The 14,149-nt window shown below is 49.1% G+C and carries 5 protein-coding genes; 4 read left to right on the forward strand and 1 reads right to left on the reverse strand.

Annotated features, from left to right (window positions below; translation table 11 throughout):
* The first annotated feature begins 338 nt into the window (after positions 1 to 338).
* The gene (locus tag H70357_RS09780; protein ID WP_038588483.1) at positions 339 to 7,925 is read left to right on the forward strand and encodes a pullulanase; all 7,587 of its coding nucleotides are present in this window, start codon (positions 339 to 341) and stop codon (positions 7,923 to 7,925) included.
* A gap of 94 nt (positions 7,926 to 8,019) precedes the next feature.
* Here the strand turns inward: H70357_RS09780 and H70357_RS09785 are convergent, their stop codons facing one another.
* Positions 8,020 to 9,765: an alpha-glycosidase gene (locus H70357_RS09785; protein WP_038588486.1), complete on the reverse strand. Its 1,746-nt coding sequence runs from the start codon at positions 9,763 to 9,765 to the stop codon at positions 8,020 to 8,022.
* Between the two features lie 780 nt (positions 9,766 to 10,545).
* Here H70357_RS09785 and H70357_RS09790 point away from each other — a divergent pair.
* From H70357_RS09790 to H70357_RS09800, 3 genes are all read left to right on the forward strand, one after another.
* Positions 10,546 to 11,883, forward strand: coding sequence for a sugar ABC transporter substrate-binding protein (locus H70357_RS09790; protein ID WP_038588489.1), 1,338 nt, complete (start codon positions 10,546 to 10,548; stop codon positions 11,881 to 11,883).
* Positions 11,884 to 11,989: 106 nt separating this feature from the next.
* Positions 11,990 to 13,306, forward strand: coding sequence for a carbohydrate ABC transporter permease (locus tag H70357_RS09795; protein ID WP_038588492.1), 1,317 nt, complete (start codon positions 11,990 to 11,992; stop codon positions 13,304 to 13,306).
* Positions 13,303 to 14,148, forward strand: a complete 846-nt coding sequence (locus tag H70357_RS09800) for a sugar ABC transporter permease (protein WP_038588495.1) — start codon at positions 13,303 to 13,305, stop codon at positions 14,146 to 14,148. Before H70357_RS09795 ends, H70357_RS09800 begins: the two co-directional genes overlap by 4 nt.
* The last annotated feature ends 1 nt before the right edge of the window (position 14,149 follow it).

A 14,149-nucleotide genomic window follows, 5' to 3' on the forward strand; every position in this document is an offset into this window, starting at 1 on the left:
CCCATTAGTATGAACTCTCTGTCCCGGCTGACGGGTGGTTTAGCAATTTATTTTTTTGGTTGACAACAAGTTGAGACTAAGATTAGTATGTTAAACAAGGTATAAAAGCGCTTACAAGTGCTTATTTTGTGCACCATGTCTGCTGCACAAAATAAAGTTTGCAGTGAATGTGTAGGGTTGTTATTTTTGCAAACGTTTGCGCAATGAATTCAAAATTGAAATCTATAAGGGGGTGTCATTCCATCAGGCTTTAGAAGCATGAAATGTTGGATCAAGGCATATGAAATCAATGTTTTCTCTGTTTAGGAATCGAATGCAAATATGGGGGGATTGAAGGAATGAGATTGGCTTTATGGGGTAAAAAGGCTTTTGCCATTAGTATGATCCTTATTCTTGTGTGCTCTTACTTTACAGGGTACACGGCAAAAGTGGATGCAGCCACATCCAAAGTTGTGCTTGTAGGCGACCTCCAGTCAGAATTGTCTGCTGGTTCAGGGCAAGTGGATGACTGGTCACCAGATGCAACAGTCACTCAGATGACCTACACAAACAATGGTACTTATGTCTTTACAGGCACGCTGCCGGCAGGGACCTATAAGTACAAGGTAGCCCTTAACGGCACCTGGGACGAAAGCTATGGATACAGCAGTTATACCCATACTGAAGGAATCGATGACGGCGGCAACATCGTGATTACGTTGGCTGCTGAAACAACGGTTACCTTCTATTTCAACGAGATTACCAAAAAAATTGCCGACTCGACGTATTACTCGCCAATCGCAGACAACAGACTGCCGCGGCTGGTGGGTACTCTGCAAAGTGAGCTTGGCGATGCGGGCGATTCCTCGCCAGCCGATGCGAAGATGACATTGTCCGATCCGAACTTTGACAATGTATATGAGCGTACGGCTGATCTTCCTAAAGGCGACTATTCGTACAGCGTCTTTGTGCCGGGAGCAACCCCGCAGGAGGATAAGTCTTATCCTGAGCATGAACAGGCCTTGAATCTGCCGGCGGATCTGCCGGTCACCTTCAAATACAACGCGGCGGATCATGCTGTCAGTGCCAAATTTACGGCTCCGGTTGTTCCGGGTAACAATGCCCCTGTACCGGATGGGCATATGCGGGTTCACTACCAACGTACAGCCGGTGATTATGCGGATCAGGGTTTATGGCTCTGGGATGATGTAGCTGTACCTTCCTCCGGGTGGCCGGCGGGTGCCACACCATTCCCTGAAGGTCAAACTGATTCTTATGGGGCGTATACCGACGTGCCGCTTAAGGCAGGAGCCAAAAAAGTCTCCTTCTTAGTCGTCAACCGCAACAATGAGGCCAAAGACGGCGGCGACAAGCTGTTCACAATCAATACTCCGCAAGCTAATGAAATCTGGATCAAGGAAGGTTCGGATCAGGTGACGCCGTATGAGCCGGCAGTAATTCCTGCGAATACCGTCCGGATTCATTACATGAGAGGCGACAATCATCAAAGCCAGTACGGTTTATGGCTGTGGGATGATGTCGCAACAGCACCGGTTAACTGGCCGTCGGATGCTGCTCCGTTTCTCCCTGAGAATGTGGACCGCTTCGGTGCGTATATCGATATTCCGCTGAAAGAAAATGCCAAGAAAATTGGCTTCCTTATCGTTAACCCGACAAACGAGGACAAGGACGGCGGCGATAAAGCTTTCAGCCTGCTGGACCGTTACAATCAGCTGTGGGTAAAGGAAGGGGATAACAATGTCTATGTTTCTCCGTTCGGGGAACAACCGGTAGGACTCGTGTCGGCTGAAGTACTATCGACCAGCAAAATCCTTCTGGGCTTCACCTTAACCGACGGTTTAGATGCTGCTGCATTAAAAGCTGGAATTACCGTCAAGGACAAAGAAGGTACAGCTGTCCCGGTAAATGCAGTAACCATTAAGAGCCCGACTTCCATTGAGGTGGATACAGCAGCTTTTGATCTGGGTAAAACGCCGTTGAGTGTATCTTTTTCCGGCAAAACGGTGTCCGCTTCCGGCGGCTGGAGAATGATCGATGAAATGTACAATTATACAGGGGACGACCTTGGGGCTGAGTATAATGCGGCTGAGAAGTCGGCCACGCTCAAGTTATGGGCTCCTGTGGCCAGTTCTGTTGTAGCAAATGTGTACGATAAGAGTGATGCTACCAAACTTGTCGGCCATATCAGTCTGACTAAGGGCGAACAAGGCGTTTGGTCTGCGAAGCTGAAGGCGTCTGATTTAACCGGCGCTCCCGGGGAGTCAGATGTAAGCGGATACTATTATCAATATGAAGTTACCAATGACGGGGTTATGAAGCAGGTGCTTGATCCGTACGCCAAGTCCATGGCCGTGTTCACTGTGGATACCACAGGTGCTGCGGGCGCTGGCGGAGATACAGTGGGTAAAGCAGCCATCGTTGACCTGAGCCGGACCAATCCGGCTAACTTCCATGAGGCAGATATCGCCGGTTATGAACAACGCGAGGATGCCGTCATTTATGAAGTCCATGTCCGTGATTTCACGTCGGATATTTCAATCGAAAGCAGTCTCGGCGGCGAACGCTGGGGCTCCTATGCCGCTTTTGAGAAGAAGCTGGATTATATTAAATCTTTGGGCGTAACCCATATTCAGCTGATGCCTGTAATGGCATGGTATTACGGCGACGAGACGAAGATGGGGCAAAGAGAAAGTGAATATTCAGCGCAAAATAATCAGTACAACTGGGGATATGATCCGCATAGCTACTTCTCCCCGGATGGTGCATATTCACAGAATCCTGCCGATCCAGAACTGCGGATCAAGGAACTTAAAGGGCTTATCGACGCAGTGCATGAGGCCGGGATGGGCGTCGTTCTGGATGTTGTCTATACCCATATGGCGAAGAAGGAATTCTTGAACGATATCGTGCCTAATTATTATGCGTTCCAGGATGCAAACGGCAACTTTATCGGCGGTTTCGGCAACAACCTGGCGACAAACCATAAGATGGCGGAGAAGCTGATGGTGGATTCCGTCAAGTACTGGTTCAGTGAATACAAAATCGACGGCATGCGCTGGGACATGATGGGCGATGCCACGGCAGATGCTGTGCAGGCTGCCTATGATGCAGCAGCAGCCATTAACCCGCAGGCGCTGTTCATCGGCGAGGGCTGGAAAACGTTCGGCGGAGCCGCTTCCGATCCTTCTCTTGCAGGTAAAGGCGCGGATCAGGATTGGATGAATAAGACGGATAGTGTCGGCGTATTCTCCGATGAATTCCGCAATGAATTGAAATCAGGTTATGGTTCGGAAGGTGAACCAAGGTTTATTACGGGCGGGGCACGTTCCATTGAGACGATTCTGGACAATATTAAAGGCCAGCCGTCCAATATCCCGGCGGATGATCCGGGGGATATCGTGCCGTACATTGAAGCCCATGACAATCTGACACTGCATGATGTAATTGCGCAGTCCATCAAGAAGGATCCGGCAATTCCCGGGAACGAGCTGGAAATACAGAAGCGGATCAGGCTCGGAAACATGCTGGTATTCACTTCCCAGGGTACCTCCTTCCTGCAGGCAGGCCAGGAGTATGGACGCACCAAGCAGTGGAAGGCAGATACTATTCCTGAGCAAAAAGCTACAGAGCTAAAGGACGCAAACAATAATTCATTCGGGTATTTCATTCATGATTCCTATGATTCATCGGATGCGGTCAACATGTTCGATTGGTCCAAGGTAACCGATGAAGTGAACTTCCCGGTGCAGAACATGACCAAAGATTATACCTCAGGCCTCATTAAGCTGAGAAAGTCTACAGATGCATTCCGTCTGGGCGACATGAGTCTGGTGGATTCTAATGTCAGCCTGATTCCGGCGCCGGAAATGAAGGAGACCGGTCTTGTGATCGGGTACAAGAACAAGGCCACTGATGGCACCGGCATCTATTATGTGTTCATGAATGGCGACAATGTATCACGAACGCTGACACTTTCCGAGGATTTAACAGGCGGCAGCGTACTGGTTGATGATGACGAAGCGGGTACTGAAGTTATCCCTGCTGCAGCCCAGTCCGGTTTTGCATTAACGGCTACGTCCATTGAACTGCAGCCGTTGACTGCTGTAATTATCAAGATGGATGCCGCAGCAGCTGTGCTGAGTTCTCTGGAAACGGACAGCAGCAGCTACTCACTGCAAATTGGCAGCACACATCAATCGGTTGTATATGCCAAATATGATGACGGCAGCAAACGGTCGGTTACGAATACTGCCACCTATATTTCCGATAAACCGGAAGTGGCTGCCGTTACAAGCAAAGGTCTCGTAAAGGGGCTCAAGGCTGGAACAGCCAATCTTACCATTACCTATGGCGGAAAAACAACGAAGGTAACCGTGAAGGTAACGAAAGAGCCGGTGGATAGCAAACGTTATGTCCAATTGACCTATGTCCGTGACGACAAGGATTATACGGATTGGAATCTCTGGATATGGAACACTGGAGTTAAAAATGATCAAATTGATTTCACAACGTTTAAGGATGGTAAAGCCAGTGTTCTGATTGAGGTGGCGCCAAATGCCACAAGCGTGGGCTTCGTACTGCGCAAAGGAACGGACTGGAATACGGGCAAACAAGACTACCCGGATGACCGTGTTATTCCGCTTACCCCGGGTGAAAATTTCACAAAGGTCATTGTGACCAGTATGGTGAAGGAGCTTGACATCAAGCCGGTTATTAGCGGTCCGGTCATGAAGGACGGAACGATTACCTTCAAGTACCGTGATGACGAGCTTTTCCGCGGCGGCAACCTGGAATCTATCAGCGAGGCCAAAGTGAAAGTAAACGGCAAAGAATACCCGATGGTGTATGATCCGTCGAGTGAGTGGTTCAGTTATCAACTGACTGGCGTGGAGGAAGGAACGTATAAGTATACCTTCCTGATCACTAAGGATGGAGTTACTGAAGAACTCACCGATCCGAAAAATACGGTGAACGGTGAATCGGTTGCCGTATATCACCGTCCAGACGTTACAGTCAGTGCAAAAGTTCAACCGGAAGCTGTCACATCGAGTGAAAATGCAATTGTGACGGTCAGTGCAGCCTCCGAAGAAGCTGTAACCTATACGCATGGATTCATGGATCTGACTGCCATTGGGGGTCCAAGCGAAGTGAAGCTCGATACCGGGCTCATGAAACAGACCATTGCGGTGAAGGATACCGTAGCCGCGGGCATCAAAACCATTCCGGTCACGCTTATTGACCAGTACGGAAATACGCATAAAGGCAGCACCTCCATTGAAGTGAAAGCCAGAACCTATACGGGAGCCAAGCTGGATTTCGATTGGGATGAGGCACGGATCTATTTTGCCCTGACCGACCGCTTCAAGGATGGTGACCTCACCAACAATGAGAACGTCGATAAAACACATCTTGAAGCCTACCACGGCGGAGACTTCCGCGGGATGATCAACAGTCTGGATTACCTTCAACAGCTGGGGATCAACACGCTCTGGATCACGCCGATTGTCGACAACATTGATTTCAATAAGGGGGTTGACTTCGGCGGTACCCAGCATGCTTACCATGGATACTGGGCCAAGGATTTCACCCAGCTGGATGAACATCTTGGCGATATGGCGACCTTCCGCGAACTGATTGAGAAGGCACATGACAAGGGTATCAAAATCATGGTAGACGTTGTGCTGAATCATGCAGGCTACGGTTTGAAAGCAGAGGATAACTATCCGACCGTTACCGCAGAGGATAAAGCGCGCTTTGACGGCATGCTCCGTACGGACGGTATATCGGCCGATACTGACCCGATCAAGGGAGAACTTGCCGGCTTGCCGGACTTCAAAACGGAAGATCCTGCAGTTCGTGCGAAAATTATTGAGTGGCAAACGGGCTGGCTGGACAACGCACGGACAGCGCGTGGCGATACCATCGACTATTTCCGTGTGGATACCGTTAAGCATGTGGAAGATACGACATGGAAAGCATTCAAAAATGCGCTGACGGCGATTGATCCCGACTTCAAACTGGTCGGTGAATACTACGGAGGCACCATTGACAGCGATGGCGGCATGCTGCAAACCGGGCAAATGGACGGCTTGCTGGATTTCGGCTTCAAGAATGCGGCAAGAGATTTCACGAACGGCAAAATCAGTGATGTGGATGCTTACCTGCAGGACCGTGAATCGAAGATTGACAATACCCGGATGATGGCTCAGTTCCTGAGCAGCCATGATGAGAACGGCTTCCTGTCCGACTATGTAGGCGGGGACAAAGGCAAGCTTAAGATCGCTGCCGCCCTGCAGATCACGGCTAAAGGACAGCCTGTCATTTATTACGGGGAAGAACTTGGACGTTCGGGCAGAAATGCCGGAGACATGTCGAAGGGAGAATTCAGCGAGAACCGTTCGGATATGCCGTGGGATCAGCTTACTGCAGAGCAGGGTCTTCACGATCACTATCAGAAGCTGCTGAATATCCGTGCCAAATACTCTGCGGTATATTCCAAAGGTATACGTACGAAGCTGGCAGGTTCGGATGAACTGGGATATTTAGCTTTTGACAAGCAGTATGGTTCCCAGAATGTTGTGACGCTCATCAACACCAGCACCAAGGCTGTAACTGTAAGTATTCCGGTGCCGTTCACAGCATTTGCTTCTGTCCAAGATGAGTATAGCGGCAGAACATATGCCGTATCGGCCGACCGGAAAGTAACGCTTGAGCTCCCGGGAAGAGATGAGGGAGGAACAGTTATTCTGGCGGTGGTATCTGAGGGTACGCCGGGACCCACTCCGACACCGACACCAGCACCAACGCCAACAACAACTGCAGATCCGCAAAGCATTGGGGTAGACAGTTTGAAAAACGGCAAGGATGGCAAGGTGGAAGTGCAGGTTGCTGCAGGCAAGCAATCAGTGCTCATACCGATTCAGGCAGCGGGCGTCCTCGGAACAAATGATTTGGTGCTTCATATGGGCGGCATTTCTGTAACCCTGCCTAGTGCAGTGCTGAGCGGGATTCAAGGAAGCTTGTCCGGGACTGAGGGGGAGGGTGCGCACATTCTGTTCGCAACCAGTCCGCTTCAAGGCAAGGCGGCAGACACTTTCCTGGCCGGGCTGAAGCTTCAGGATACCAGAGTGACCGCTGCATCGGATGTATATGAGTTTACACTGCATATTGTCAAAAAAGACGGCACCCGTATTCCGGTTACGACCCTTAAAGCGCCGGTTACGCTTGCTTTCAAGATTACCGGCAATCCGGATAAAGATCTGCTCGGTATCTATGTTCTGGGCGATAGCGGAAGTGTGGCATATGCGGGGGGAACCTTGAACGGGAATGTCATTACGGCACAAGTTACACATTTCAGTAAATATGCGGCACTTGAGCTTGACAAGACCTTTAAGGATGTTCCGGCAGCCAATTGGGCGGCAGCGGCAATTAAATCGCTTAGCGCCAAACAAATCGTTACGGGTGTTACCTCTTCCGAATTCAAACCAAAGAGCAATGTCAGCCGCGCGGAATTTACCGCACTGCTGGTTCGTGCGCTTGGTGTGACTGCGGAAGGTCAGGCTGCATTCACTGATGTGAAGCCTGATGCCTGGTACTCTTCGTACGTGGCAACAGCAGTAAGCCGGGGAATTGTGACCGGACGAAGCCAAGAGAGCTTTGCGCCAAATGCTGCCATCAGCCGCGAGGAAATGGCCGTTATGGTTATTCGTGCGCTGGAAGTCAAACAAGGTAAGAAGGTTGAGGTGGCCTCCGGGACAACCCGGTTTGCAGATGCTTCCGGCATCAGTGCCTGGGCGGGCTCTTATGTAAATGCCGCTGCAGAGCTGGGGTTAGTGCAAGGAAAAGCCGATCATAAGTTTGCTCCCAAAGAGCTGATGACCCGCGCTGAAAGCGCACAAGTGATCTACAATCTGCTTGGCAAATAAATAGCCACATAACGAAAACGGCACTCTTCATCGCGAAGAGTGCCGTTTTTTATTTATGAATGATATCAGGTCTGGATTGAATTGATGGAGCTTGTTATACTACCGCCTTAATGACGGTATAGCCGTATGCTGGCAGCTTAACGGACAGCTTGCCGCGCTCAGCGCGCAAGGATTCGCCGGTGAACAGGTTCTCCCATTGACGTTCTTCTACGCCAATGTGGAAAGTCTGGCCTGTCCCTTCTGTGTTCATCAGTACGATGATAATATCATCGCCAAGACTGCGTTCATAAGCCAGCTTGCTGCCCTGCGGGGCCGCCTCCAGGAAGGTGAGAGCACCGGTGCGGAGTGCAGGATGGCTGCCGCGGATCTCAATCAGCTTGCGGAAAAAGCTGAACAGCTCGCGGTCCTGCTTCTCGGGATCCCACTCCATGCATTTGCGGCATCCCGGATCGCCTTCGCCATCCATGCCAATTTCAGCGCCGTAGTAGATGCACGGCGTGCCCATAAAGGTGAACTGGAACAATGTGGCCAGTTTCAGCTTGTTCTTGTCTCCTCCGGCCAAGGTCAAGAGGCGCGGTGTATCATGGCTGTCCAGCAGATTGAAGGCCACTTCACTGGCCTGCAGCGGATAACGCGACAGCTGCTTGCCGATGGCATTGGCAAAACCTTCGGCGTCAAGCGTGCCGGAGACGAAGAAATCAATTACGGCATCGGTGAACGGATAGTTCATTACCGCATCGAATTTATCACCTTCCAGCCAAGGGGCAGATTCATGCCAGATTTCACCCAAAATATAAGCTTCGGGATTTGCGCGTTTTACTACTTTGCGGAAGTCGCGCCAGAATTCATGATCGACCTCATTGGCAACGTCCAGACGCCAGCCGTCAAGGCCTACCTCACGAATCCAGTATTCAGCTACATTCAGCAAATATTCTTTAACTTCAGGATTCTCTGTATTCAGCTTTGGCATCAGCGGTTCGAAGGCAAAGGAATCATAATTCGGGATGTTGTCCACCACTTGCAGCGGGAATTCACGGACATGGAACCAGTCCTTGTAGCGGGAGTTTTCACCGTTCTCCAGCACATCAACGAATGGGGCAAAGGTTCTGCCCGAATGATTGAACACGGCGTCCAGCAGCACGCGAATGCCGCGTTCATGGCAGGCATCGACGAGTTTTTTGAGTGTCTTCACATCACCGAAATGCGGATCAACCTTCATATAGTCCTCTGTATCATACTTATGGTTGGTAGTAGCCGCGAAGATAGGAGTGAAATAGATGCCGGTAATGCCAAGCTCGGTCAAATGATCCAGATGGTCAATGACTCCTTGAAGATCTCCGCCAAAGAAATTTTCCGGTGTAGGCGTACCGCCCCAAGGCTGCACATTCTCGGGATTCAGACTGGGATCACCGTTCGCAAAGCGCTCCGGAAAGATCTGATAGAAGACAGCGTCCTTCACCCATGCCGGTGGTGCGAACACATCTACAGGGTTTATGTACGGAAATTCAAACAGCCGGTTCGGATTCGCCGGACGTTCTGTCTGAAAGTCGCTTTCCGTCATCCAGATTCGCTCATGACCTTTTTGCAGCAGGAAACCGTATTTCAGCCTGCGGTACAGGGGAACCGACTCGCATTCCCAATAATCAAACATCGCATCTGAAGTGAAAAGCTTCATCGGAATCAATTCTTTAGTAGCATCCCAGGCATATTTATCGCCGGCCCAGGCGAACACCTCTGTCAAATCTCCCTTTTTGGCACGTAGACGAAGATGGATGGTTTGGCGGTCATAGGCATAAGACCAATTCAAGCGCGGACGGTGGTATACAGCTTCCAATAACATGATAATTCCTCCTAAAAAGTTGGTTTGTGTTGTGGAATCCCAATGCAGAACTAAGACGGTGCATTATGCGCAATTTGCATGAAGTGGATATATAAGGAACTTAAGGGGTGATATACGGACATGTGCCCGCAGTGCGCAAACATTGTGCCACGATTGCACAATATCGCCCTTACATTCGCCCATAGCAAAGAGGCACAACCGCCGCCGAAGAGATAGTTCCGAGGTTGTACCTGTGTCAAGTAACATTGCCTTTTAGTTATAAAAGAACAAAGGGCGGATGCTTCTGCTGCTTCCAACAGATCAAGCTGCTCATAATGGTTTGGATTATAGCACGGAATAAATAGCCGTTCAATACTATTGTTCAAACCATTGCACAATTATTCACTTGCGATCAGGCGCTTTTACGGTGACCCAATTTTCAAGAAATTCATTAGAGGAGATAAGTGTGGCTATAAATTGTTAATAAAAACAAATGATTGACTTGAGATTGAAGAAAACAAAAGAAAATAAGAGTAATCTTGCGAATAAGGGATATATTGTATTATGATCATGGATAAATAGCCGAAAATGGACGAATACACCATGTGCAAACGTTTTAACAATTAAGATTCCTGTTGTATTATAAATTAAGTAATGAAGCGCTTTCTAGAACTTGACTAAAGCGGATACAGAAGGTTGAAAGAATAAAACAGACATTTTTTTTGGATCTTCTGAAATCGTTTGCGCAAGTTCTGCAGTATCATTGTTGGCAAGCGTACACAAATTAGGAGGGGTTAAAGCATGAAGTTGAAAAAGCTTATGGTTCTTACCGCCGCAGCGTCTATGGCACTTTCTGTTACTGCCTGCGGATCTAACAACAACGGAAATAACGGGGGCAGCAACTCAACCGCAACGAACGCACCATCAGAAAGCACGGCTCCGGCCGGAAACGCAGGCACAGACAACACTGGCGCCGAAACCACACAAATCACCCCAGAAGATGGCGCGACCCTGACCGTATGGGAAAGTAAGGAAGAAAGAGCCTTTACAGACGCAATCGCGAAGGAATTCACTGAAAAATACAATGTTCCGGTAAAAATTGAAGAGTTGTCACCGGTACAGCAAGTTACCAAGCTGTCCCAAGACGGTCCTTCCGGTTTGGCTGCCGACGTTATTCTGATTCCGCATGACAACCTGGGCAGAGCAGCAAGCGCACAGCTTTTGCTTCCAAACGATGTGTTCGAGCAAGAAACAGTAAAGAACAATACAGAATCCTCGATTACCGGTGCCAGCTATGACGGTCTCCTGTACGGCTACCCGCGTGCAGCTGAAACTTATGCTTTGTACTACAATAAGTCTCTTGTTACTGAAGCGCCTAAGAGCTTTGATGATGTACTCACCTTCGGCAAAACCTTCACCGACAAATCCAAAAACCGTTATGGAATCATGTGGGAAGTCGGCAACATGTATTTCGACTATCCGTTCATCGCTTCCAACGGCGGTTATCTCTTCGGGGATAACGGCACGAACAAAGACGATATCGGGATCAATACCGACGGCGCAATCCAAGGCTTGAGTGAATTTAAGAAACTGAAAGAAATTCTGCCAATCAACAGTGGCGATATTAACCCGGATATTAAGCGCAGTCTCTTCAACTCCGGCGATGTCGCAATGGATATCAACGGACCTTGGGAACTGGCCGGATACAAAAAGGCTCTGGGCGACAATCTGGGACTGGCACCGCTGCCGACTGTCGGTGGAAAAACTGCCATCTCCTTGGCCGGCTTCAAGATCTTCGCGGTTAACGCGTATACGCAATATCCAAATGCCGCCAAGCTCTATGCTGAGTTCGCTTCCAGCAAGGATGCCCAGCTTAAGCTGAACAAACTGGTCGGATCGATTCCAACCAACTTGGAGGCTCTGGAAGACCCGCAAATCAAGGATGACCCTTATGTATCCGTTTTTGCTGAACAGGCTAACAACTCCCAGCCAATGCCTTCCATTCCTGAAATGGGCAATGTGTGGAGTCCTGTAAATGCAGCCCTGCCGGAAATCTGGGACAAAGGCGTAGACCCTAAGACTGCAATGGACAAAGCAGCCCAACAGATCAAAGATCTGAACAACGGCGCTTCGAAGTAAACATCTGCAGGTCTATTCCAACAGAATATTTATGAAATCAAATCACCCGCCGCCTGGTAGCGGCGGGCGATTCTCTGATTTCCCAGGAGAGGAGAACGGAAGGGAAATGCAGCGACACCATACTAGAACAGCAACGATACTGTCTACATTGTTTATGGGATTGGGACAAATATATAACCGCCAATTTATCAAAGGTTTTATTTTTTTGATTGTAGAGGCATTAAGCTTAACTTACTTTATTGAGAAGCTGGGACGGGCGTTCTGGGGTATCGTTACCTTGGGTACAACCTCCCAACATTTTGAGAAGGTCAAAGGGATTGCCAAGTTGGTCAAAGGTGATCATTCTATATTTATTCTAATTCAGAGTTTGATTACAATTATATTCTTTGTTCTGTTTCTGCTTGCGTGGTATATGAACATTAAAGATGCCCGAAAGACTGGAGCTGCGCGAGACGCAGGCCAAACTCCGGCTACATTTAAGCAGAGCATCCGTTATATCCTCGATTACAAGTTTGCGCAGACATTTCTTATTCTGCCGTCTGTAGGTATTCTGCTATTTACAGTAATGCCGATCATCTTCATGATCATGCTGGCATTTACGAACTATGCTGCGCCTAACCATATGCCTCCGGCCAAGCTGGTGGATTGGGTTGGCTTTGAAACATTCCGTAATCTGGTGGTACTTAAATCATGGAGCCAGACCTTTTACGGGGTACTTACTTGGACTATTATCTGGGCGATCTTGTCCACGGTTACTACCTATTTCGGCGGCATGCTGGTCGCGATGCTGGTCAGTCAGCAAGGCATTCGTTTCAAGGGCTTCTGGAGAGCCATTCTGATTGTTCCATATGCTATTCCGCAGATGATCTCCCTTCTGCTCATGCGTAACCTGTTCAACGGCCAGTTTGGTCCGATTAACCAATATCTAAAATTTTTCGGGCTCGGTGGCCTTCCTTGGTTAACGGATCCATTCTGGGCCAAAGTAACGGTTATCGTGGTTAACTTGTGGGTCGGTATTCCGGTATCCATGCTGCTGATTATGGGGGTTCTGACAACGATTCCGCGCGATATGTATGAAGCGGCCGAAGTGGATGGGGCGACCAACTACCAGAAATTCCGCATCATAACATTGCCTATGGTGCTGTTCTCGACGGCGCCTACACTGATTGCCCAGTTTGCAGGCAACATCAATAACTTTAATGCGATCTTCCTGTTAACAGCCGGTAATCCCCCAAACGGGGATTATCAGTACGCCGGTTCCACCGACTTGCTCGTGACGTGGCTTTACAAGCTCACGCTTGACCAGAACAAATATAACATGGCATCTGCGGTCGGAATCATTATCTTCTTGATCGTAGCCAGCTTCTCGCTTTACAATTACCGGCGGTCGAAATCATTCCAGGAGGAGGACATGATCCAATGAGCGGAGCAAAAATTAAAACAAAAATACGGCTCGGATTAAGTTATTTGATGTTGCTGATTCTGTCTGTTGCAGCACTCTATCCTGCCATTTGGATTCTGTTATCGTCGCTGCGGCCGGGCAAATCCCTTTACAGTAAAACACTGATTCCTGAAACGTTTACGCTTGAACATTACCGGGCGCTATTCTATGATAACACCCTGCTGTTCCCTACCTGGTGGCTTAATACGTTTAAGATTGCCTTGTTCTCAATGATCCTGGGCGTTTTCTTGACATTGCTTACAAGCTATGCAGTTTCCCGGTTCAGATTCAAGGCGCGCAAGACCACCATGTCCGGACTGCTGGTGCTTGGAATGTTTCCAGGCTTCATGAGTATGATTGCCATCTATTTGCTGCTGAAAGAGTTTGATCTGCTGGATAAACATCTGGCTCTGATTATCGTATATGCAGCCGGTGCTCCGCTAGGCGGGACCCTAATCGCGAAAGGGTTCCTCGATACGATACCGCGTTCGCTGGACGAAGCTGCCCGCATTGACGGAACAAGTAACTTTGGAATCTTCTGGAGAATTATTCTGCCTCTGTCGAGACCGATGATTACCTACATGGCGCTTACCCAATTTGTCGGACCGTGGGTTGACTTTATCTTTGCAAGACTCATTCTGCGGACCAAGGATAAATGGACCGTTGCCGTCGGTATGTGGGACATGGTGGACTCGAATCAGAACTCCAATTTCACGACTTTTGCTGCAGGCGCTGTACTGATCTCTATTCCGATCATGATTCTCTTTGGCTTCCTGCAAAAATTGCTCGTCGAAGGGTTGACGGCTGGGGCGAGCAAGGGGTAAT

Source organism: Paenibacillus sp. FSL H7-0357, from assembly GCF_000758525.1.
Taxonomy (GTDB): Bacteria; Bacillota; Bacilli; order Paenibacillales; family Paenibacillaceae; genus Paenibacillus_AQ.

What these genes read in the sequence shown, in the direction of transcription:
- H70357_RS09790 (WP_038588489.1), top strand. Translation starts at nt 10,546, where the DNA reads ATGAAGTTGAAAAAGCTTATGGTTCTTACCGCCGCAGCGTCTATGGCA.
- H70357_RS09780 (WP_038588483.1), top strand. Translation starts at nt 339, where the DNA reads ATGAGATTGGCTTTATGGGGTAAAAAGGCTTTTGCCATTAGTATGATC.
- H70357_RS09800 (WP_038588495.1), top strand. Translation starts at nt 13,303, where the DNA reads ATGAGCGGAGCAAAAATTAAAACAAAAATACGGCTCGGATTAAGTTAT.
- H70357_RS09795 (WP_038588492.1), top strand. Translation starts at nt 11,990, where the DNA reads ATGCAGCGACACCATACTAGAACAGCAACGATACTGTCTACATTGTTT.
- H70357_RS09785 (WP_038588486.1), bottom strand. Translation starts at nt 9,765, where the DNA reads ATGTTATTGGAAGCTGTATACCACCGTCCGCGCTTGAATTGGTCTTAT.